The following is a 24,122-nucleotide window of genomic DNA, read 5'->3' as shown; positions in this document are numbered from 1 at the left end:
TAAAATTGCTTTGTCGTCAATATATACTTATATTTGCGCTATACACAAGATACAAGTGGAAAAGAGAAACGGTCTTCAGAAATGAGACCGTTCTTTTATTTTTCACACTTTGATAAATTATAAGACTATGGGACAAGTACAATATTATACTGAAGAGGGGCTTAAAAAACTGAAGGATGAACTTCAGGAACTAAAGACCAAAGGAAGACAGGATATTGCCAAGCAGATCGCTGAGGCAAGAGATAAAGGGGACCTGAGTGAAAACGCTGAGTATGATGCCGCTAAAGATGCGCAAGGACTTCTTGAATTGAAAATAGCCAAGTTGGAAGGGGTGATCGGCAATGCCCGCGTGCTGGACAATTCCAAAATGGATACCTCTAAAGTAGGGATCCTATGCACAGTGAAAATAAAAAACGTAAAAAATGGCATGACGGTGACCTATACTTTGGTGTCGGAAGAGGAAGCAGACCTGAAAGCCAATAAAATTTCCTTGGCTTCACCTTTTGGAAAAGGCCTCTTGGGCAAGAAAGTAGGAGAAGTTGCACAGATAAATGCGCCTGCAGGAGTCGTAGAATTTGAAGTACTAGATATTACTTACTAAAAAACACGATCCCGATGGTTTTCCATTCGGGATTTTTTATTTTTATCCCATGGCAAGCATTTTTACAAAAATTATTAATAGAGAAATCCCCGCCCATATCGTGGCGGAAGATGAAGATTTTATCGCGTTTCTGGACATTATGCCCTTGGTAAAGGGGCATGTGCTGGTTGTTCCCAAAAAGGAGGTTGATTATATTTTTGACCTAGAAGATGAAATACTCTCAGGGCTGAATATTTTTGCTAAAAAAGTTGCAAAGGGAGTGGATAAGGCAATCAAATGTACACGGGTAGGGGTTGCGGTAATTGGATTGGAAGTGCCTCATGTCCACGTCCATTTGGTGCCTTTGAATACCATGGATGATATCAATTTTACACGGCCTAAGTTAAAGTTAGGTGATGATGAGCTGGCGGAGATAGCTGCTCGGATAAAAGCTGAATTATAAGGAACATTTAACATATTCAAATGGGGAGGGTGTAGGGCTGCAAAGCCAAACAGTCTCCCCATTTGTGTTTGGGTTTTTTCAGGCTCTGAGGCCTTAATAAATGTAAAGTGAATGCCAGCGGTCATCGGTATTTTTCTTTTCACCGCTCTTCAGGTTTCGCTACACCCAGTACTTCTACCGGAGATAGATGTGGTTAACGCAGATAGGACTCTTGAGCAATTGTAAATCGGTGCTCATCCTTATAGTCTGTAGCTTAAAATTGTTTTGAGCCCCCACGCAGAAGTATGCCTTGATCCGGAAAATGACCAAACAGGATGAAGGAAAATAAAATACGTGCAGTTAAATTTGGCGATTTCTACTTAAAAGAGATGTTTTATTTGTGTAAGCAATGAAGTGGTTTTATTTAACTGATTTCGCAAGAAATCTGTTCTATACGCTATTTAAATATAATTATTTTTAGGTTTGATTATTTGGCTTTCAATGTATTTTTTAATTTTTACATTTATGTGAAATATTTGTGTTATTAAATGTTTTTTATGCTATAAAAATTAACTATAAGAATTTTTTATTGTATATAAATAATTTTGAGTATGAATGCGTAGTTATAACTTACCAGTTTGCGTACATCTGCGTATGTGATTTTTATCAATTAATAAAAAAACTTATGTTATTTGTATAAATGACATTTGTATGTAGTCGAATGGTTTATAAGTGGTAATAAATGATAGTAGTTCTTTTTTATCCACTCAAAAATGCCGGCACGATGCAATTAGATCATTGGAATGAGAATAATCCAATTTAAGAATTAAATGCTTTGAGCTATGGGAAAATTATTAAAAGTAGCAGTCCTAATTATGTTTGCCTTGGGCATCATGGAAGGGCATGCTCAACAACTTCCCCAGTTTAGCCAATACATATTTAATGGTCTTTATATTAATCCTGGATACGCAGGCTACAAGGAGGAAGGATATATTCAGTCCACCTACCGCTCTCAATGGGCCAATTTCCCTGGGGCTCCCAGGACGATGTCTTTATCGGCCGATTTCAGTGCCAATGAAGGGACAATGGGCTTTGGCATTTCTTTTTTACATGACGAACTGGGACCCTCCAAGACCACTGGAGCCATGTTGACCTATGCATACCGCATTCAGGTAGGTTATGAGGGGTTTTTGGGATTAGGAATCAGTGCAGGGGTTTCTGACTATCGGATAGACTTCAGTATGCTAGAAGCGGTACATGAAGATGATGAAAATATTAGCCGGGGAGTTGTCAATGTACTCGATCCAAACCTGAATTTGGGGTTATTCTATAATACTTCAAATTTTTATGTAGGAATCAGTGCCTATAATGTCATTAATAACAAAGTGTTTGAAAAACAGGGGGTTGGTCGAGGCTATCAGGCATTTCATTTTTATTTCACAGCTGGTGGTTTGGTGCCCATTGCGGATAATTTATCCTTTAAACCATCTTTTTTGGTCAAAGAAGTAAAGGGTGCCCCTACCAATATAGACCTTAATGCTTTGTTCTTGTTTTATGACAGGCTCTGGCTTGGAGGATCCTACAGGACGAATACAAAAGCTTGGAAAAGCAACCTTCCAGAGAATTTGAGCAACCGAAATGCTGTGGCCTTGATCGTGGAGATTTTCGCTGTAGAGAATTTCAGGGTCGGCTATGCCTATGATGTGAATATGAATGTCCTACAGAATAAAAGGCACAATTCCCACGAAATTTCCTTGGGCTATTATTTGTCTCCAAAGAAAGTCAAAATGAGAAACCAAAGATGGTTTTAGTTATGAAGAGAGTTGTTTTAATCATATCGATTTTATTGGTGGCTTTGACTGCAAATGCCCAATATTCATTGCTCAGGTATGCAGATCAGCAAAAGACGCAGATGAATTATAAAGTGGCTGCTGAGGTGTATGAAAAGGCCTATGAAAAAAGGCCTACCTATACTTCAGCCCAGAATGCTGCATTTTGTCATTCAAAAAACAATGAATACGACCTTTCCATTGAATGGTACAAGAAGGCCTTTGCTTTTAGTGGAGAATACACAGATGAGGACATTACGGGTTTCTTGGATGCAGCCCTAGCGATAGGCCAGAGAGAAGAAATATTGGATTACCTGTCAGAAAACAGGATAACGGATAAAGAACACAAGCCAGTAAACTATAAGCCTGTTTCTAAAACAGGAGGAGAGGATCCGGTAAAGTATCTAGGGGATATCAACAGCGTAGCAGCTGATTTTATACTTGACAAAGACGCAAATGGGAATCGCTACTTTGTGTCAGATAGGGGAGAAAAGCTTGATGATGGGGCACGGGTGAAGAAACTTCGGTTTGATGCCAAGAACAAGATGTATGGAGAGGAGATCTATGAATGGACTGGACGTGATTACCTTAAGATTTACCGCCAGGATGCTGAAGGTAATATTCATGCGGTCAATACGAAGGGCAGTGGCTTTATGCATGTAAGCGACCCCAGTGTCGTCACTGTTGAGGGAGTGGATTATATGTTCTTTTCGGTAACAAGGGACCTGAAAGATGAGGTGAAAAGCCGCGACTTTGAGATACAGCCCGAGTTGTATTACGGTGCAATCAATAAAGACGGCAGGCTCTTGTTTGCCCAGCCATTTCCACGGAATTCACCACTCAAGTATGGCCTGATTACGCCTTTTGCTGATCAGGAGACCAGTCGATTATACTTTGCGTCCAACATGGAAGGCGGATACGGAGGTTACGATATTTACTATGTTACCTATTATAAAGAAGGTGACAGGTTTATTTTTTCTGCTCCGGCAAATTTAGGGGAGAGGATCAATTCCAAGTCCAATGAAAGGGATCCCTTTGCATATAAAGGTAAATTCTATTTTGCGTCAGATGGCCATTCCGGATACGGAGGCTTAGATATTTTTTCTGCTAGGTCACTCACAGGTGAGGTCTTTGGCCAAGCAGTCAATATGGGGGAGAAAGTCAATTCGGTCAGTGATGACTTTGCTTACCGACAGTACGGTGACGAAGAAATCTATATAAGTTCAAACAGAAAAGGAGAAGAAGGTCTTGATGATATTTATCAATTGCTTCCCGCTCGGAGAAAGCTATTGGCAAAAGTGATGGATTGCGATGGAAATGTTTTGGAAAATGCCCCAGTGGTCCTTCACCAAATCGACGGTGATAGTGTGGAATGGAAAAGAAAAGAGGAGGGGACGTTTCTTGCGGATTTGTCAGCAGAGCAAAATTATGAGATCAAAATCGATCTTGAAGGCTACTTTCCTGTGTACGATAAGAGTATATCGAGTGTCGGGTTGGATTCCGGAACCATCAAAAGAACATACTATTTGGCCAAGATCCCCGCGGCTGATATAGCCATTACAGAAATCATCTATTATGACTTGGACAGGAGCCTTATCCGAAGGACTGAGCATGATATCCTAGATGATGTAGTGGAAGTTATGAAGATGTATCCCCGATTGTCCTTGGATGTGAGTTCCCATACGGACTCTAGGGCTACCGATCGCTACAATCAGCGACTGAGTAAGAGCAGGGCAAAGTCAGTGGAGGATTATATGGTAGGAAAGGGAATACCCAAAGAACGGATAAATGTCAATTGGTTTGGAGAAGGACGCTTGGCAGTAGATTGTCCTGATGGCAAGGACTGCAGCGAAGACCAACATCAACTTAACAGACGAAGTGAACTCGTGCTTAAAGTTGCTGTCGATGATTGGTTGGCCAATCACAAGGAGTACAAGGATTACTGTTCACTTACCAGTTCCTTGGACGAATTGCTCAAAAAAGCAGAGGCGGACAAATTGGATTTTGAGCCAGAAGAAGATGCCCTTGGTGGAGAGCAGTTGATGACGTTAGAGCGATTAAAGCTGTTTTTGCAGATGAATCCAAAGGTGGTTTTACGTTTTTTAGGAGCTTCTGATCAAGCAGTTTTTGAGAAATGGGCATCTATGTCCGTGGACTATTTGACGGGGAGAGGGATTTCCTCCAAAAGGTTGTCCAAGGAGTGGTTTGAGAATGTAGAGGAAGTTCAGGGTACCAAACACCAGTCTCGGATGGCCTCTTTTGATACAGGACTACAGGAAATAATAATTGAAATTAAATGATGCCAGGAAGGAATAACATATCGCTTATCGCTAGTCTGGCCATAATGATACTGATGGTGGTTTGTGACATAGCCAATGCACAGACTTCCAATCACGGCGTGATGACAATAGCGGAAGGAACAACAGTTTCCACCTTGTTTCCTTTGGAAAACAAGGTGGAGGGGTCCATAGTAAATGATGGGGACCTATACGTGTATTCCCATTTTAAAAATGATGGAGAAGTCACTTTTACCAAAGGAGGCAATGCAGGAATGACACGCTTTATAGGGCTTTCTGGAATTCAAGAAATTACCGGTAGTCAGATCGCTGAACTCAATGATGTGGTATTTGATAATGGCCACGACCAGTATGCATTTCATTTGGGAGGGGTGTTGAGTGTTGCGGGTAATGGAGATTTCAGGCGTGGGATTGTCCAAGGTGATGGATACGGAGGATTGATCATTTTCGAAAATGGTGCGACCCACAGCAATGTTTCAGACGATAGTCATGTTGATGGGGTGATTCAAAAGAGTGGAAATGAGGATTTTATATGTCCAATCGGTGATAAAGGTTACTTTAGGTTCGATGGGATGTCGTATTCCCCTGCGGGTGATTTATATACGGCAGAAACCAAGTATTTTTTTGAGGATCCCGATGCGCACTATCCGCGGGCAAATAAGGAGTCAAAAATTCAGGAGATTGATGATTCAGAATATTGGGTTTTGAACTGGGTAAGTGGTGGAGGTGAAGATATAGATGTGACGTTGTCCTGGCGTGATGTGACCACTCCTGCATTTATCCTAGGTGAAGAAAAGCGTAATATTCACATCGTAAAATGGGATGAGGAAGAGGGGCAATGGATTGATTTGGGAGGAGTGGTAGATATTGAAAACTACACTGTCACCGCAAAGGCACGGCTTAATGCTAGCGGGGTGTACACCTTTGCTTTGATACAAAGCGGAATTACTGATTTAAGGGTTACCAAGACGTCATTTGAGAAAGTGGTATGGGAAGGAGATGATCTTGAGTATGAAATTATAGTGCAAAATAACAGTGATGTCAATGCTACTGATGTGGTGCTGGTGGATAATCTTCCTCCGGGAACTCGCTTTAAAGAGATGACAGTGGAGTCGGCATTTGGGCTTTTGGAGTATGAGCTGGAAGTGAATGGACAGACCTTGATGTGGAGCATTCCAGAATTTATTGCTGGAGATGAAATGGTCATTAAGCTGACCATTACGACGGAAAAAGAGGGGACGATCCTAAACGCAGTAAATGTGAATTCGGCAGAAGAAGATGCTAATCCAGAAGACAACGAAGATGAGGACATTAATAAGGTAAACAAGTTCTTTTTACCCAATGTGATTACCCCAAATGGTGATTTAGATAACGATACATTCATAATCAATGGGCTGAACAAGTTTAAAGAAAATAGGATCACCATCTTCAATCGGTTGGGTGACCATGTATATGAAGCTGAAGATTACCAAAATGATTGGGCCGCAAAAGGCTTGGTCGATGGAACCTACTTTTATGTGCTCGAAGTCATAATGCAAAATGGCCAAAAGGAAGAGTTTAAAGGGTGGATCCAGGTAATCTCAGAACCATTAGAATAACAAAAAAATATTGTAAGACATTTGACCAAAATAATATGAGCATGAAAAATTTACTTTTAGTGTTGCTATTTTGCCTAGGAGCGGGGTATGCCAATGCTCAAGTAGGGATAGGAACCAACACGCCGAACCCTTCATCTCAATTGGAGATCGTTTCATCAGATAAAGGAGTTTTGATCCCAAGAATAGCATTGAAGAGCGTTACGGATAACGAAACGATAACTGAAGGAAATATTGAAAGCCTGTTGGTTTTCAATATCACAGACAGTGACTTGATTTCACCAGGTTATTATTACTGGTTTTCAAACAAATGGAGAAGGCTGAGATCTACTGGTGATGATGCCAATAATGTGATATTTGATCCTGAAAAAAAGCAGTTCTTCTATGTAAATGAAGAGGGCGATTTGGTGCAAATCGATATCAGCGATTTACTACAGGAAACTACGTCCACTTTGGAAGAAAAAGGGGATGGGACATATCTTTATACCAACGAAAAAGGAGAGGAGACGATCATAAATGTTCCTTCAGACGTTGTGAATATGTTTACGGAGATAGTAAACAATACTGAGGTTTTACAAGAGCTGGTGGAAATCATCGAGCAAAACGGAGGAAATGTCTACTATAATGGTGATTCATTTAGCTATACCACTGAAGAGGGGGATTTAGTAGAGGTTAGCATTGAAACGTTATTGAATGAAACAACATCTACCCTAGTGGACAATGGCGACGGTACCTACACCTATAAGAATGAGGAGGGACTGGAGACGATCATCAATGTACCGTCAGATGTGATCAATGAGTTCGGTGACATCATCAATAATGAGACGGTAAGGAAGTCCATTACAGAGCTGATCGAGAACGTAGGCGGCAATGTATATTATGATGGTGAAAATATCACCTATGTGGATGAAGAGGGTAATGAGCAGGTCATCAACATCGAAGAGCTTGTAAAAGAACACGAGACGGTAACCACCTTGGTGGACAATGGTGATGGGACATATACCTATTCGAACGAGGAGGGACTGGAGACGATCATCAATGTACCGTCAGCTGTGGTCAATGAATTCGGTGATATCATCAATAATGAGACGGTAAGGAAATCCATTACGGAGCTGATCGAGAATGTAGGCGGCAATGTATATTATGACGGTGAAAATATCACCTATGTGGATGAAGAGGGTAATGAGCAGGTCATCAACATCGAAGAGCTTGTAAAAGAACACGAAACGGTAACCACCCTTGTGGACAATGGTGATGGGACATATACCTATTCGAACGAGGAAGGCCTGGAGACGATCATCAATGTACCGTCAGCTGTGATCAATGAATTCGGTGACATCATCAATAATGAGACGGTAAGGAAATCCATTACGGAGCTGATCGAGAACGTAGGCGGCAATGTATATTACGACGGTGAAAATATCACCTATGTGGATGAAGAAGGTAATGAGCAGGTCATCAACATCGAAGAGCTTGTAAAAGAACACGAGACGGTAACCACCTTGGTGGACAATGGTGATGGGACATATACCTATTCGAACGAGGAAGGACTGGAGACGATCATCAATGTACCGTCAGCTGTGGTCAATGAATTCGGTGACATCATCAATAATGAGACCGTAAAGAAATCCATTACGGAGCTGATCGAGAACGTAGGCGGCAATGTATATTACGACGGTGAAAATATCACCTATGTGGATGAAGAAGGTAATGAGCAGGTCATCAACATTGAAGAGCTTGTAAAAGAACACGAAACGGTAACCACCCTTGTGGACAATGGCGACGGTACCTATACGTATTACAACGAATCGGAGATCGACGAGAATGGCGATCCCATTGCGGGTACGGGAACAGCAGTGGACATTCCTGCCGGTGTGGTGGAACAGTTCGAGGAAATCATCAATGAGGGTCCCGTTACGATCAACGGCAATGATTACACGACGGTAGAGGAGTACATCCAGAGCGTCGGCGGGAATGTGAGCTACGATGGAGATAAATTCACCTACGTTGACGATGCAGGTGACACGCAGACCATAAGCTTTGATGAGCTTGTAAAGTCCAATGAGACGGTAACCACTCTTAAGGATAATGGGGACGGAACGTACACCTATACGTCTGAAAATAATACCGAAATAAGCTTTAATATAACCCAAACAGGCACTGGCGATCCGAACGTCAACTTTACAGTTGGCGAGGCCGGCGATGTATATGTGGACGAGAGTACCGGGGATGTATATGCATACGACGGTACCGATTGGGTGAAAGTTGGTGGCGACGGCGATTCGATCACGGTTGACGATGGCGACCCCAACGATAACGGCACGCCAGGCGAGAGTGGTGATGTGTACATTGACAACAGCACGGGCGACACGTATGTATACAATGAGACGACTGGAGAGTGGGATAAAAACACCGATATGCTGGCAGTTGAGAACGGCACGGTTACACATACTGCCGTTGACGGTTCAGCGGTGAGCTTTGATGTCACGCAGAGCGGCACGGGCGACCCGAACGGTAACGACACCCAAGGCAAAGGCGGTGATATCTATGTTGACGAATCGACAGGGGAAATCTACACGTATAATCCTACGACCGATACCTGGGGACAGGCGAGCGGCCTTTCCGACATGCTGGCGGTTAACAACGGCACGGTAACGCATACTGCCGTTGATGGTTCAGCGGTGAGCTTTGATGTCACGCAGAGCGGAACGGGCAACCCGAACGAAAACGGCACGACAGGAGAGGCCGGTGATATCTATGTCGATGAAACCACAGGGACGGTATATACCAATGATGGTACGGACTGGATTAAGGTCGGTGGCGACGGTGATTCGATCACGGTTGACGATGGGGACCCCAACGATAACGGCACGCCAGGCGAAGCGGGCGATGTGTACATTGACAACAGCACAGGGGACACCTATGTTTACAACCCGGAAAGCGGGGAGTGGGAGGTCAACAGCGACAGCCTGACGGTATCAGGTGGAAAAGTAACCCATACCGACCTTGATGGCAACACCGAGAGTTTCGATATAACGCAAAGCGGATCAGGAAATCCGAACGACAACGTTACAGTTGGCGAGGCCGGTGATATCTATGTCGATGAAACCACAGGGACGGTATATACCAATGATGGTACGGACTGGATTAAGGTCGGTGGCGACGGTGATTCGATCACGGTTGACGATGGGGACCCCAACGATAACGGCACGCCAGGCGAAGCGGGCGATGTGTACATTGACAACAGCACAGGGGACACCTATGTTTACAACCCGGAAAGCGGGGAGTGGGAGGTCAACAGCGACAGCCTGACGGTATCAGGTGGAAAAGTAACCCATACCGACCTTGATGGCAACACCGAGAGTTTCGATATAACGCAAAGCGGATCAGGAAATCCGAATGACAACGTTACAGTTGGCGAGGCCGGGGATGTATATGTGGACGAGAGTACCGGGGATGTATACGCATACGACGGTACCGATTGGGTGAAAGTTGGTGGCGACGGCGATTCGATCACGGTTGACGATGGCGACCCCAATGATAACGGTACGTCAGGCGAGAGTGGTGATGTGTATATCGACAACAGCACGGGCGACACGTATGTATACAATGAGACGACTGGAGAGTGGGATAAAAACACCGATATGCTTGAGGTGAACAATGGCACGGTTACACATACTGCCGTTGATGGTTCAGCGGTGAGCTTTGATGTCACGCAAAGCGGGACGGGCGATCCGAATGACAACGGTACAGTTGGCGCGGCCGGTGATATCTATGTCGATGAAACCACAGGAACGGTATATACCAATGATGGTACGGACTGGGTAAAGGTCGGCGGCGACGGCGATTCGATCACGGTTGACGAGGGCGACCCCAACGATAACGGCACGCCAGGCGAAGCGGGCGATGTGTATGTTGACAACAGCACAGGGGACACCTATGTTTACAACCCGGAAAGCGGGGAGTGGGAGGTCAACAGCGACAGCCTGAGTGTAGAGGACGGCACGGTAACGCATACTGCCGTTGATGGTTCAGCGGTGAGCTTTGATGTCACGCAAAGCGGGACGGGCGATCCGAACGACAACGGTACAGTTGGGGCGGCCGGTGATATCTATGTCGATGAAACCACAGGAACGGTATATACCAATGATGGTACGGACTGGGTAAAGGTTGGCGGCGATGGCGATTCGATCACGGTTGACGAGGGCGACCCCAATGATAACGGTACGTCAGGCGAGAGTGGTGATGTGTATATCGACAACAGCACGGGCGACACGTATGTATACAATGAAACGACTGGAGAGTGGGATAAAAACACCGATATGCTTGAGGTGAACAATGGCACGGTTACACATACTGCCGTTGATGGTTCAGCGGTGAGCTTTGATATCACGCAGAGCGGCCCGGGCGACCCGAACGGTAACGATACCCAAGGCAAGGGCGGTGATATCTATGTTGACGAATCGACAGGGGAAATCTACACGTATAATCCTACGACCGATACCTGGGAACAGGCGAGCGGCCTTTCCGACATGCTGGCGGTTAACAACGGCACGGTAACGCATACTGCCGTTGATGGTTCAGCGGTGAGCTTTGATGTCACGCAGAGCGGGACGGGCGACCCGAACGGTAACGACACCCAAGGCAAAGGCGGTGATATCTATGTTGACGAATCGACAGGGGAAATCTACACGTATAATCCTACGACCGATACCTGGGAACAGGCGAGTGGCCTTTCTGACATGCTGGCGGTTAACAACGGCACGGTAACGCATACTGCCGTTGATGGTTCAGCGGTGAGCTTTGATGTCACGCAGAGCGGAACGGGCAACCCGAACGGAAACGGCACGACAGGAGAGGGAGGTGATATCTATGTTGATGAAATGACGGGCGATGTATATACTTATATTGAAGACCCTGATGGAGATCCCTCAACTAATGATGCTACATGGATACAAACAAATGTAACGGAGCCATGGCAAATAGAAAATACCACAGCAAAGGCACAATCGAATACCGAGCATATTTACCAAGTGGGTAATGTAGGAGTAGGGGATTTTTCAGGTGAAGCCGTTTCGGTTAGGCTTGATGTAAAAGATGGTAATGTAAGAATACGTGAGATTAATACAAACATTGGTACGATTGAGGCTGCTGAGACAGGTCAGAAGGATCGTGTACTGGTTGCAGGAACAGACGGTGTTATTAAATCCCTTAAGGCAACACTGCCAAAATTCTTTTACATGCCATCTGTGCTCATTCCTGTGAATGAAGAGCAGGTGCCTTCAGGAGATACCTTCGGTACCATAGATTTACATTCCAAGTATATCAGTCAATTTACGAATCCATTGGTGAGCAGCACCGGGGCTTCGGAAGGAATTCCTGTATTGCCTGCAAATGAATTGGAATACCATATTACATGGTTTGATGAAAGTTTGTTTGAAAACGTACAAGTTTCTGAAACAGGTGTATTAACCTATGATGTTATAGATGGTGCTGAAGTCTATGAAGGTTCCTTTATGAATGTGGTGTTCGTGGTAAAGGAATAAGGGGACAGTTCAATAAAAAAAGTAAGCTTTATGTATAAGGTGAATTATAAGATATTGTTAGGTTTTGCCTTGGTGTTGCTGTCGTCTAGTTATGGCATGCCCAAATTAGATGCCGACACCAAAAGTGAAACATATTTGAATAACGGAGTTGATCGTTTCAAATATTTGCTTTGGCAGCCAAGTGCAGAGGTTTTTGAGGGGAAGTCTTTCGATGGAGGTATCGCAACCTCTGCATCTCCGTGTGCGGAGGACAGTAATACCGAAGTTATCAGCCCTAATACCATGAGCTTTAGCGAAACTACTTATTTACACACACTAACAGAACCAATAGCAACCCCAATTGATGGTTTTACTTTTATGGTGGAGCAAATAGGGACCAAAAACGGGATTTACTGGAGTGAAAATAGTCTAGGTAAGCGGCTTACAGTAATTAGTGATGGAACGACTTATAGGGGTGGAAATATCGTATTCAATAGACCTTTGGAGAACTTTTACCTGTATATAGGTAATCTAGCCCATACCTCCAGTGGAGCAGAACGCGCTAGGTTAACAGCTTATGATCCTCAAGGCAATCCGGTACGTTATACCTCATATACCTCTCAAAGTGGTTATTCGGCTAACATTAGTAATTCGGGGACTAATTCTGCGACCACGTCTCTTAGTGCACCTTCAAATTCCACAGCAAGAGTAACTTTTTATTTTGCAGGACCAGTTTCAAGAGTAGAAATTACATCTAGCTATTCGGTATCTGATAGGTCTGGCGTAGCGGAAATTAAGTTTTTGGGAGGTTGTGCTTACGCTCCTTGTCCTGGTGGAGATTTAACAGATCCAAGTTGTGATTATGATGGAGACGGTGTAATCAATGGTAATGACTTAGATGATGATAATGATGGGATTCCGGATATTGATGAAAGTCCTGAGTATTTTAGAGGATTAATTATTGATGGAGGTTTTACGAATGCTAATACTGCTCCCCATTGGTACATTTCCCAAGGGGACGATTTTGAAGTTAAACATTTTCAGTACCCAAATGGAGTGTTTGGGTATGGAGTTAATAGTGGGCAAGTAAATTCTCCGCTGTATGAAGATTTATTTGGGGAACTAAATGGAGATAACAGCAATTCTGGGGCGATAAATGCTTTGTGTGAAGATCCCAACAAATCAATTGTTTACAAGTTTCCGCAGAAATTATCTTCAACGGCAACTTATGAACTTGCATTTGATATAGCGCTACGAGGTTTTCCAGTTTCAAATAATCAGGACTATGTTGTTTATTTATATAACGGAACAACTGATGCTGTTGAAAAAGAGATAGTGAGAAAATCATTGAGCTCCTTGAAAAACTATAATGACGGAGGGACGGGTAAAGGTTATCAAGTGATTAATAGTAGTTTTAGTGTCAATTCATCATCAGACGATTATTATTTAGCGTTTAAAACCTTAGGGCCGAGCAATAGTGAAGATGATTTTGTAATTGATAGGGTGGCAATAAGAGAGGAGGGAGGGGCTTGTGATTATGATAAAGATGGGATACCTAATCATTTAGACCTCGACAGCGACGGCGATGGTTGTCCAGATGCTTTGGAAGGAGATGGCGGGTTTTCTATGGCAGACTTACAGGAGGCCTTTAATGATGGTGGAAATCCGGCTGCCACTAAAAATCTATGTGCTGATGGTGCCTGTGTCGATGCAGATGGTTCTCCAATTGTAAGAGGAGTTACAGTCCAACAAGGAGTAGGGTCAAGTTTGGATGGAATAAAAGCAGCTACTTGTTTGAAATGTTATATAGTTGAAGGTACTGTTGTTACAAATGACGGTTCTCCTTTGGAAAATAATAGCGTAAGAATTTTTAGTGATTTTAATGGAGATGGTGCCGTAAATGGGCGTGATAAAGAAATAGCTACCCTTCTTACCGGCGCAGCAGGAAATTATACCTATCCGGTTCCTTCCACTATTACGATAGCCGATAATTTTGAAGGTTCTGTTTTTTCCAATGGAGATAATAGCTCTGGAGAAATTTATGCTTGGCTTACTACAGAATGGCTCCAAAGCAATTCAAGTAATTCAGGTACAGTAAATGGATCGAGTCAATCAGAGATATTAGGTAAGCAAATGTATATTAACAATGGAACTAGGGTGTATAGAAGTGTAGATTTATCTGGACTTAGCGATGATGCGTTTATAACGTTTGTTTATGATCGTGGTAATAGTTTTGAAAATGGGGAAGGCTTTATATTTAGAGTTTCTACCGATGGAGGGGCTACCTACACCAATCTTTACGAATATAGTAACACTACTGAATACAATAACCTTTCACCTCAAGAAGTGTATATTGGGATAGAGGATTTTACAGGACCTGGAAATGAAAATGTACAAGTTGAATTTTTATCAACTTCAGATAATGGAGAATACGTGTACATAGATGATTTTAAGATTCATGATAGTTTTCCTGATATTATAGTAAAAGCAGGAGAAACAATAGAATATCCTGTAGTAGCACCTGAAAAAATAGCCATAGCTATTCAAGATGATTTGTGTGACGAAGTAAACTTCACACTCAAAACAATGTGTGAGGCCTACCCATTAGACACAGATAGCGATGGGCTGTGTGATGCATTGGATATTGATGACGATAACGACGGGGTAACGGATAAAGATGAAGGATATTTTTGTGAAGAATTAGACCGAACCATACGGGTAGGTTACCTTGACGATGGTGCAGCAGCAGATGGTTTAATGGTAGACTTGTTGTATAACCTTAATAACTTTGGTTTGTATGGCGTGTATAATAAGGTGCGTGGGGTAACGTTAATTCCTTTTTCTTCACCGACAGAAGTAACAGAAGCTAATTTACTAGCAAATAATATAGATATATTTTATGTAGGGTCTAATATAGATGGCCAATCGTTAAATGATCCAACATATTCAGGAAAGGCACCAACAGCCGTTAATCAAACCCTAAGTAGCTGGGCAGCAGCGCATAATAAAGGTATTTTCGCGCTTCAAAATAATGCGGTAGATTATGGATATAGGCTAAGTAATGATAACCAAAACCCAGGAATGCCATATGGAGCATTAGGAAATACTGTATTTACTAATGGTTATTGGCCAACTACTAGTTTAGATCAAACAGGTACAGTTCAGTTAACTATATATTCCTCTACACGGTCTTATGACGTTTTGATGCGGGATGATTACAATCATGATGTTTTAGTAGCAGACAGAGATATAAACCTTGTTATATTTCCAGATGCCACGATGTACCTCGATAACGACAATACAGTCACTCCTTCTTCAGACAGTGAAAAAGCCATAGCTAGTTTATGGGGGTATGTATTTGATAGGTACTTAGAGCAATTTTGCGATGAGCAAGATACCGATGGTGATACGGTCCCTAATCATTTAGATACCGATAGCGATAATGATGGTTGTTCTGATGCTTATGAAGCAGGAGCAATTGATGATTTGTTAGCTCCCGCTGACTTTTCATTTGACACGGAGGTAAACACATCTTCTGATCAAAATGGAGATGGCTTAGCCGATATTGTAGACAGTGATTTATCAGGAATAGTAGATTATGAAAGCACCTATAATGAACAGGCGACTAACGCAGCCATAAATAGCTGTCAAGACTTAGATGGAGATGGTATTCCTGACTTGATAGACCTTGATGATGATAATGACGGAATACTTGATAAAATAGAGGGGCATAGTTGTAACGCAGTATTAAATAGGTCTTTTAAAGTAGGGTATTTAGATACAAGCACAGGGAGATCTGGAATGATGACTAACCTATTAATAAACCCCGATAATTATGGGGAAAATGGGGTGTATAGTAATGTGGAATCTGTAGAGGTTGTTCCATTTGCTTCTGCTGGAGACATTACAGAAGCTAGTCTTATTGCTCAAGGGATAGATGTGTTTTTTGTAGGCTCTAGTATTGCTGACGCTGAAAATGACCCAGGTTCATCAGGCAAAGTGCCAGAATCGGTGAATACGACTTTACTCCAATGGGCAATAGATCATGACAAAGCAGTTTTAGTATTGCAGAACAATGCAATTGACTATGGATATTTTATAACAAACGATAATGACAACCCTGATGTACCTTATGGCCTTATAGGCGAGCAAGTTTTTACCAATGGTTATTGGCCAATTTCAGATATTAGCCAATCGGGAACCGTTCAAATGACTGTTAATTCATCACTCAGAGACTTTGAAGTTGCAATGGTAGATGATAATGGTAAAGCCGTTGCGATTAAAGATAGAGACCGTAGAATTGTAATCATTCCTGATGCTACTTCATTGCGGGATAACCAATCTTCTTCAAATACAGATACCAATATCAGGAAATTTGTGGCAAACCTTTTTGCTTACACTTTTGATGTTGCACTAGAAGGGGTTTGCTATGAAATAGATACCGATGGAGATGGCGTACCCAACCATTTGGACTTGGACAGCGATGGCGATGGTTGTCCTGATATTAAGGAAGCAGAGGTTAGTGATTACCTATTGGAAAATGGCCAAAGGGCTTTAATGGTGTCAGGGGAGCTTGTAAATGTCAACGAAACAGATGATTCTCAAAATACGACCATCACCGTTGGGATGTCAAGACTGGATCCTTCAAACGGAGGGGATAACGTAGGGCCTTTTAATGGTTTTCATGATTATTTGGAAAAAACCAGTTCCGGAGTGTACGAAAACACTCCATATCAGATGGATTTATATTGGGATAGTGAGGAAAGTGCATGTAAGATACGCAGGATTTATACCAATCCTGCGATGCATACACCAAGGAGGATCCAATAATTAGATATGGCGAATTTACTTAAAGTGTATATGGCTTTATAAAAATGGTAGATTTGTGGTAGAGGGGGGCCATTGCTAACAACCGCAAGGGACCCCCTCTAAATTTATTCATTTGGGTAGGGAATGTAAACGAAATTGGTAAAGTCCTGATCCACTACAAAGAGACAACAGTATTCATCAGGATTTTTATAGGCGCCTTTGAAATCCTCGATAGCTTCTTGATCCACCAATTTTCGCTGGACAAATTCATCCAAATAAGTAATGTAATAATTCCAATCGACTTTTACATCTGTATTACCGATCAATAGCTGTCCGATCGGTTGCTCGGTTTTGCAAACCGGGAAAATGGGAAATTCGGAAAATTTCCTGGATCGTACTTGGTATGATGCTTCTTTCAGTGTTTCCGATACTTTGACAAAGTCTTTGGTAATCGTTCCAAGGTATTTCCCGTTCAATTCTGGATCATTATCGTCTCTCATGATGTTAATTATTTTTGCGAGTGGTTCGTTATGAGGTTATTGGTTTCGGGACACAGTCCTCGGTGGATAACCTGTCTCGACCATGAAGGATCTGCAACCTCTTTTATCAATTTATAATTTCAAATTCTCCATTCATTACTTCTGTAAGGTAAGCAAAACTACATTTTCGACATGATAGGTCTGTGGAAACATATCCACTGGCTGAACGATATCCACGTTATACTTTTCGCCCAGAAGGGCAACATCCCGGGCCTGAGTAGCAGGGTTGCAACTCACATAAACGATTTTCGGAGCGGCCAGTTTGAGGAGCATGTTGACCACATCTTCATGCATCCCGGCACGTGGAGGGTCGGTGATGATTACGTCGGGAGCGTTGTGTGAAGCGACAAACTCATCATTTAGCATATCCTTCATATCCCCCGCATAAAACAAGGTATTGTCAAGACAATTCTCCTTGGCATTCAGCTTGGCGTCTTCAATCGCTGCTTCGACGTATTCGATACCGATGACCTGTTTGGCTTTTTTGGCTACGAAATTGGCGATCGTTCCTGTGCCCGTATATAGGTCATACACTACTTCGTCGCCACTTAGATTTGCAAATTCCCGAGCCACTTTATACAACTCATAAGCTTGCTTTGAATTGGTTTGGTAGAAAGATTTGGGACCTACTCTGAATTGGAGCCCTTCCATTTCCTCTATAATATAATCTCTCCCCATAAAGGTGTGGATATCCTGGTCGTGGAAAGTCTCGTTTTTCTTTAAGTTAATGATATAGAGCAAAGAGGTGAGGTCTGGGAATCGCTCGGAAAGAAATGTCATGACTTGGTCGATCTGCTCTGGGGCGTTTTCTCCAAACTGTACGATCACCATGGTCTCACCTGTGATACTGGTCCTGATGATGAGGTTTCGCAGAAGTCCTTCTTGTTTGATCATATCAAAGAAAGTCAGTCCTTTCTCAAGGGCAAAATCCCTAAGTGCATTCCGCACATCATTGGATGGCCCTCCCTGTAAATAGCAGTGCTCCACATCTACGATCTTGTCAAATCTCTTAGGGATATGAAAACCAAGGGCATTTCTTTCAAAATCCTTTCCAGAATCGATTTCTTCCTTTGTGAGCCATCGATTATTGGAAAATGTAAAATCTAATTTGTTTCGGTAATACTGGGTCTCGGCAGAGCCTATAATGGGCAGGACTTCCGGAATGGGGACTTTTGCTATCCGCTGAAACTGGTCCAGGACCTGCTGGCGCTTATATTCCATCTGCAGATCGTAATTGATATGCTGCCATTTACACCCTCCGCATACACCAAAATGAGTGCAGAAGGGCTCTACCCGATCTTTGGAATATTCATGAATATGGATGGCTTCACCTTCCATAAAACTGCTCTTTCCACGCCTGATCCTGACGTCTACCACATCTCCTGGTGCCACATTTTGGACAAATACTACTTTTCCTTCGTAGTGTGCAACACTCTTGCCCTCAGAGGCAATCCGCTCTATCGTAAGGTTCTTTAAAACCTTATTTTTCATCTTTCTCGACATAGGCTGCAAAATTAATGATATTATCTGAATTGTGGCAATGGATTCTGAGTAGTCGCTATGATGCGTTTTTCAGGCATAAGATTTTAGGCTTGATTTCCTTTTGATCGACCATCATTTACCAATTCGACTGGGTACGGGCAACCAATTTGGTCGAAATGCTTATATTTAGGCTTAAAGTATGAAACAGAGAATGAATTTAAAAGATAAGGTAGTGATCGTAACCGGAGCTACTTCTGGTATTGGGGAAGCATGTGCCCTTGCTTTTGGAAAAGAGGGAGCCAAGGTGGCGATTACAGGTAGAAGTCAAGTGAAAGTAGATAATACCTTGGTAAAATTGCAGCAATCAGGAGTGGAATGCATGGGGATATTGGCGGATGCTGGGGTTGAAGATGACAATAAAAACATGGCCGATAAGGTGAAAGCCCACTTTGGGAAGATCGACATACTGATCAATAATGCCGGCATATCCATGCGGGCTCTTTTTGAGGAATTGGACACCGCCGTTTTCCATAAGGTGATGGACACCAATTTTTGGGGAACTGTATATGCTACTAAGTATTGCCTCCCTGAAATTTTGGATCAGAAAGGCTCAATCATTGGTGTCTCGTCCATCAACGGGTATCGAGGAACTCCTGCCAGAACCGCTTATACCGCCAGTAAGTATGCCATGAACGGTTTTTTGGAGTCACTGCGTACAGAAGTTATGAAAAGGGGCGTTCATATCCTAGTAGCCTGTCCGGGGTTTACAGCGTCCAACATCCGAAACAATGCCTTGACTGCTGACGGCGGGGCGCAGGGGGAATCTCCTAGGAACGAAGATGATATGATGACCGCTGATGAGGTGGCTCAACATATTCTAAAAGCCACATTGAAGCGTAAGCGTGACCTGGTATTGACGAGCGAGGGAAAATTGGCTGTGTTTTTGAATAAATGGATGCCGGGAATCATGGACGGTATTGTATATAACCATATGGCAAAGGAAAAGGAATCTCCATTTAAATAGGATTTTATGATAAAGGATATCTTTCAGGTCTATATGAACAGGTTGATGGATTTGTCAGCGAGGAACAGGTCCATTTTCTTGCCAAAACTGGTGAGCACCCAAATGATAGACTTGAAGGAAATCCAGTTTCTACAGCATGAAAATTCCTTTACCTATATTGTGGAGCTATTGGGGAGAAAAAAGAAAGTACCACTTCTTCCCGTTGAGGATGCTAGGGACAGTCACATCAATCAGCTTTCGCTTCGTTTAAAGCGGATACAACAGCGAGTGAAATTGGCCGAAGAGGAAAGCGGTGAAAAAAGCCTTTATGTCGCTTGGCCTTTTATAGAAGGTAAGCTCCCTAATGAGCAGGTTGTTAGGTGTCCTTTGCTTTTTTTTCCGGTCCGGCTAATGCGGGAAGGGAAGCACTGGTGCCTCAAGAAAAAATCCGGTGATCAGCCTTTTTTTAACAGGGCTTTTTTGTTGGCTTATGCCAATGCCAATCAGCAACCTTTTAAGAAGGAATGGTGGGAGAACCCGTTGGAGTTGTTTCCGAAGGAGCCTACTCCTTTCCGGACTGAGCTCTATCAGTACCTGAAAAAAGAACTGTCACTTAACTTCAGTCAGGAGCTTTTTCAGGACAAGCTTGAAGACTTCACCTTAAAGAGTGCTGCAGCATGCGACAAGGGATACAAAACCGGGGTGTTGAGATTGACTCCTTCTGCGGTGTTGGGACAGTTTTCACAGAAAAGTTCCTTTTTGATCAGGGATTATGAGGAGTTGATGGATAAGTATTCGGCGGGGGATTTGGAGGGCCTTTTTACGGAGTGGTTTGCGCATGGGGAAGAAGAGCCTGTTTCTCAGGCAGCGGGAAATTTGTTCAATACCTTTTCGTTGGATGCGAGCCAGGAAGAAGTACTGAAGACGGTGCGGGAAGGGGGATCCTGCGTGGTAGAAGGCCCTCCTGGCACGGGCAAATCCCAGCTGATTTGCAATTTGGTGACAGATTTCATTGCTAGGGACAAGAAGGTACTGGTGGTCTCTCAAAAAAGAGCAGCATTGGATGTGGTCCATAGCCGATTAGTAGATCAAGGGTATGGGGCTTTTTTGGCATTGGTGCATGATTTTAGATCGGACAGAGCGTCCTTGTTTAAGAAAATTACCGATCAAATTAACTCCCTAGGTGTCTATAAAGAGCTAAACAGAAGCCTAGATGCGATCCAATTGGAAAGGAATTTCAGTAAGATCGTCCGTACGATAGAGAACCATGGCGATTTTTTGGAAGATTATAGGCATGCACTTTTCAATACTGAAGAATGTGGTGTGCCAATCAAGGAATTGTACATGAGTTCTTCATTGGGAGATGAGCACCTTAACCTCACACAGTATTACAAGCATTATCATTGGAATGTGCTGGATGAAGTTCTGCGTGACCTTAAGGAGTACTTGTATTATTGTCCCAAATATGAGCAAGCGGATTCCTTTTGGCTTCATAGGGTGGATTTTGCAGAGTTTACAGCCAATGCCATTCACCGTTTCAAGGAAAACCTACTGGAAATCAAGGAACTGAAAAGTACAGCGGAGTTGATTCTTGGAGACCTGTTATACCAGCCATTTGAGTTTCCGTTGGTTTACCAGTCGTTTGAGCATAAGGGAAGATTGGAGGAATTGCAGGGACTGATTAACAGCAAGGAAATTTTCTTGGCATTGAAAGTATTGATGAAATATCCAAAGTCCGATATGGACCTATTGTGGTTGGAAAATAAGGTGGACATCATCAAGAACCTTTTGGCAGAAGAAGGAGTGGAATGGTCCATTCAGGACGGCAAAGTAGAGGATACCTACCAAAAAGTACTTCATGTGATAGCGATGAAAGATTCTTGGTGGAAATCCCTTTCCCTTAAATTCTATAAAAAGGAATTTAAGGAGGTGTGGGCTTTGCTAGAGCACAATGCGCTCAATAACGATAAGGAGGGCTTGCAAGTTCTGACCAAAATGTTGGAAAACAGACTGAACATGAACCATCAGTACACCCTCTTGGACAGAAAGCCGTGGATCAATCTTCTCGCAAAACCATTTGATTTTACTGCGTTCAATCATGATTTCCACATCCTTACACAAGCGGTAAAAGCACGATTTATCCTAGAAGAACTAGGGGTGCTTACCCCGTATTTGATTTTTGAAAAAGCGGATTTTGATCATTTTAGAAGAATACTGCAAGAACTTATTGGGATCAATGAACTGATAGAACATAAGGCCGCTGGCTGGAAGAATTATTTTACCACTATTCAGATCAAGCACTTGCTGACTACCTCAGACGAGGAAAAGCTCGATAAGATTCAAGATACCATTACGGAGAATTTTACAGAAATGGTGGCTTTGGATAGGCTAAAGCGTAAATTAAGGAGCATTGACTTGGAAGTGATTAGTAAGCTGATGGATGAATATCCGGGCAAGAGCTTTGAGGAACTAAAGCAAGTTTTTTTGGCAGGGCTGAAAATCAGCTGGATCGAGCACATCGAAGCCAAGTATCCGGTACTTCAAGAGATGAGTTTGTATAAGGTCAGGGATGTGCTGGAGGAGTTTTCTGAATCCGTGGACGAAAAATTAAAAATAAGCCGATTCATGGCAGAGCAGCGACTGCGGGAAAACACCTTCAGGAAGCTTGAATATAACCGACTGAATAACTTGGTTACTTACCGTGAATTGCTGCATCAAGTGACCAAGAAAAAACGGATATGGAGTATAAAAAAGCTGGTAGAGAAATTTGAATCAGAACTGTTTCGTTTGGTGCCATGCTGGCTGGCATCTCCAGAAACCGTGTCGGCATTATTCCCAATTGAGAGTAGATTTGACCTCGTGGTGTTTGATGAGTCGTCCCAGTGTTTTGCAGAAAGAGGCCTGCCCGCAATGCTCAGGGGAAAGCAGGTCCTCATTGCCGGCGATAGCCAACAATTACAGCCGTTTGACCTATATCGGATGCGGATGGATAGCCACGATCATGAAGATATGGCACTGGAAATAGAATCGCTCTTAGGGCTGGCTTCAAGTTATTTTAAAAAATATAGTTTAGAAGGACATTATCGCAGCAGCTCATTATCATTGATCGCTTTTTCAAATGAGCATTTTTATCAAAACAACCTGACAATGCTTCCCGAAATGGAAAGCCTCAATACACCGGAACGATCATATCAATGGATTAAGGTGGATGGAACCTGGGATAAGCAGACTAATATAGTAGAAGCAGAGAGAGTGGTTCTTGAGCTCAAATCGCTAGAGAAAGAATACCCCAACTACTCCTTTGGGGTGATCACTTTTAACTATTTCCAAAGAGAGCTAATCAATGATCTGTTGGAGAAAGACAGAAAGCTAAGTGGACAAACGGGCAAGAGGATTAAAGTCAAGAACATTGAAAATGTTCAGGGGGATGAGTTTGATATAGTCCTGTTTTCTATTGGTTATGCGAAGAACAAGGCGGGGAAGTTTATCGCCAACTTTGGCTCCCTGTCCAAGGATGGAGGGACCAATAGGCTCAATGTGGCTGTAACCCGGGCGCGGAGAAAGGTTTTTGTGATCACAAGTATTTCTGCGCGTGATTTTAAAAACAAGCAGATTTATAATCCAGGGATTCGGCTGCTAAGGGATTATTTGGAATATGCCGAGGAAGTGTCCAATGGTAAAAAAGTAGGCATAAAAGAGCAAACAGCAGGAGGATTCGAGGTCTCATGGTACCTCAAACATAAACTGGAAGGTACATATGGCAATCACGCAGTAAAAAGCTCTACCATTTCACGTCAAATGGATTTGGAGCTATTGGAAGGCGATAGGTATGTAGGTGCTGTCTTGACGGATGATAACCGGCTGTTTTCTGCCAAAACGGCCAAAGAGGCATATGTGTACCATCCTAAAGCTTTGAAGGAGAAAGGCTGGAATATTACCCATGTCTTCAGTAGGCAATATTGGCTGGACAAAGAAGATTTACTCCAGACGAAAATCCATGATGAAATGAAAAAGGAGTGAT

General features: G+C 42.9%; 11 protein-coding genes. 9 read left to right on the top strand and 2 right to left on the bottom strand.

The features are described 5' to 3' along the window. Positions 1 to 127 precede the first annotated feature (127 nt). The 7 genes from greA to FDP09_RS00830 all read left to right on the top strand — a co-directional run bounded on the left by greA (position 128) and on the right by FDP09_RS00830 (position 17,098). Positions 128 to 601: a transcription elongation factor GreA gene (gene greA / locus FDP09_RS00860; protein ID WP_137400869.1), complete on the top strand. Its 474-nt coding sequence runs from the start codon at positions 128 to 130 to the stop codon at positions 599 to 601. Positions 602 to 650: 49 nt separating this feature from the next. Continuing rightward, positions 651 to 1,043, top strand: coding sequence for an HIT family protein (locus FDP09_RS00855; protein ID WP_137400868.1), 393 nt, complete (start codon positions 651 to 653; stop codon positions 1,041 to 1,043). An 821-nt stretch (positions 1,044 to 1,864) separates the two neighbouring features. Further along, positions 1,865 to 2,833, top strand: a complete 969-nt coding sequence (locus tag FDP09_RS00850; protein ID WP_137400867.1) for a PorP/SprF family type IX secretion system membrane protein — start codon at positions 1,865 to 1,867, stop codon at positions 2,831 to 2,833. Between the two features lie 2 nt (positions 2,834 to 2,835). Beyond that, positions 2,836 to 5,151: an OmpA family protein gene (locus FDP09_RS00845; RefSeq protein WP_187328766.1), complete on the top strand. Its 2,316-nt coding sequence runs from the start codon at positions 2,836 to 2,838 to the stop codon at positions 5,149 to 5,151. Continuing rightward, the gene (locus FDP09_RS00840) at positions 5,148 to 6,746 is read left to right on the top strand and encodes a T9SS type B sorting domain-containing protein (protein WP_137400865.1); all 1,599 of its coding nucleotides are present in this window, start codon (positions 5,148 to 5,150) and stop codon (positions 6,744 to 6,746) included. Before FDP09_RS00845 ends, FDP09_RS00840 begins: the two co-directional genes overlap by 4 nt. A gap of 41 nt (positions 6,747 to 6,787) precedes the next feature. Next, positions 6,788 to 12,289: a hypothetical protein gene (locus FDP09_RS00835; RefSeq protein ID WP_137400864.1), complete on the top strand. Its 5,502-nt coding sequence runs from the start codon at positions 6,788 to 6,790 to the stop codon at positions 12,287 to 12,289. Positions 12,290 to 12,319: 30 nt separating this feature from the next. Continuing rightward, positions 12,320 to 17,098, top strand: a complete 4,779-nt coding sequence (locus FDP09_RS00830) for a hypothetical protein (RefSeq protein WP_137400863.1) — start codon at positions 12,320 to 12,322, stop codon at positions 17,096 to 17,098. A 104-nt stretch (positions 17,099 to 17,202) separates the two neighbouring features. Here FDP09_RS00830 and FDP09_RS00825 read toward each other — a convergent pair whose 3' ends face one another. Both FDP09_RS00825 and rlmD read right to left on the bottom strand, forming a co-directional pair. Continuing rightward, the gene (locus FDP09_RS00825) at positions 17,203 to 17,577 is read right to left on the bottom strand and encodes a hypothetical protein (RefSeq protein WP_187328765.1); all 375 of its coding nucleotides are present in this window, start codon (positions 17,575 to 17,577) and stop codon (positions 17,203 to 17,205) included. Between the two features lie 135 nt (positions 17,578 to 17,712). Beyond that, a complete protein-coding gene (rlmD, locus tag FDP09_RS00820; RefSeq protein ID WP_137400861.1) occupies positions 17,713 to 19,119 on the bottom strand; it encodes a 23S rRNA (uracil(1939)-C(5))-methyltransferase RlmD in 1,407 nt (468 codons plus the stop codon). A gap of 190 nt (positions 19,120 to 19,309) precedes the next feature. Between rlmD and FDP09_RS00815 the strand changes: the two genes are divergently transcribed. Further along, a complete protein-coding gene (locus tag FDP09_RS00815; RefSeq protein ID WP_137400860.1) occupies positions 19,310 to 20,122 on the top strand; it encodes an SDR family oxidoreductase in 813 nt (270 codons plus the stop codon). A gap of 6 nt (positions 20,123 to 20,128) precedes the next feature. After that, on the top strand, positions 20,129 to 24,121 hold the full coding sequence (locus FDP09_RS00810; RefSeq protein ID WP_137400859.1) for an AAA domain-containing protein: 3,993 nt from the start codon (positions 20,129 to 20,131) through the stop codon (positions 24,119 to 24,121). Position 24,122 lies beyond the last annotated feature (1 nt).

It is taken from the genome of Echinicola rosea, from assembly GCF_005281475.1.
Classification (GTDB): Bacteria; Bacteroidota; Bacteroidia; order Cytophagales; family Cyclobacteriaceae; genus Echinicola; species Echinicola rosea.
The sequence above is the reverse complement of the archived record's forward strand: the minus strand, read 5'-3'. Positions and strand labels throughout refer to the sequence as shown.

What these genes read in the sequence shown, in the direction of transcription:
- FDP09_RS00845 (WP_187328766.1), top strand. Translation starts at nt 2,836, where the DNA reads ATGAAGAGAGTTGTTTTAATCATATCGATTTTATTGGTGGCTTTGACT.
- FDP09_RS00830 (WP_137400863.1), top strand. Translation starts at nt 12,320, where the DNA reads ATGTATAAGGTGAATTATAAGATATTGTTAGGTTTTGCCTTGGTGTTG.
- FDP09_RS00810 (WP_137400859.1), top strand. Translation starts at nt 20,129, where the DNA reads ATGATAAAGGATATCTTTCAGGTCTATATGAACAGGTTGATGGATTTG.
- greA (WP_137400869.1), top strand. Translation starts at nt 128, where the DNA reads ATGGGACAAGTACAATATTATACTGAAGAGGGGCTTAAAAAACTGAAG.
- FDP09_RS00825 (WP_187328765.1), bottom strand. Translation starts at nt 17,577, where the DNA reads ATGAGAGACGATAATGATCCAGAATTGAACGGGAAATACCTTGGAACG.
- rlmD (WP_137400861.1), bottom strand. Translation starts at nt 19,119, where the DNA reads ATGTCGAGAAAGATGAAAAATAAGGTTTTAAAGAACCTTACGATAGAG.
- FDP09_RS00850 (WP_137400867.1), top strand. Translation starts at nt 1,865, where the DNA reads ATGGGAAAATTATTAAAAGTAGCAGTCCTAATTATGTTTGCCTTGGGC.
- FDP09_RS00840 (WP_137400865.1), top strand. Translation starts at nt 5,148, where the DNA reads ATGATGCCAGGAAGGAATAACATATCGCTTATCGCTAGTCTGGCCATA.
- FDP09_RS00835 (WP_137400864.1), top strand. Translation starts at nt 6,788, where the DNA reads ATGAAAAATTTACTTTTAGTGTTGCTATTTTGCCTAGGAGCGGGGTAT.
- FDP09_RS00815 (WP_137400860.1), top strand. Translation starts at nt 19,310, where the DNA reads ATGAATTTAAAAGATAAGGTAGTGATCGTAACCGGAGCTACTTCTGGT.
- FDP09_RS00855 (WP_137400868.1), top strand. Translation starts at nt 651, where the DNA reads ATGGCAAGCATTTTTACAAAAATTATTAATAGAGAAATCCCCGCCCAT.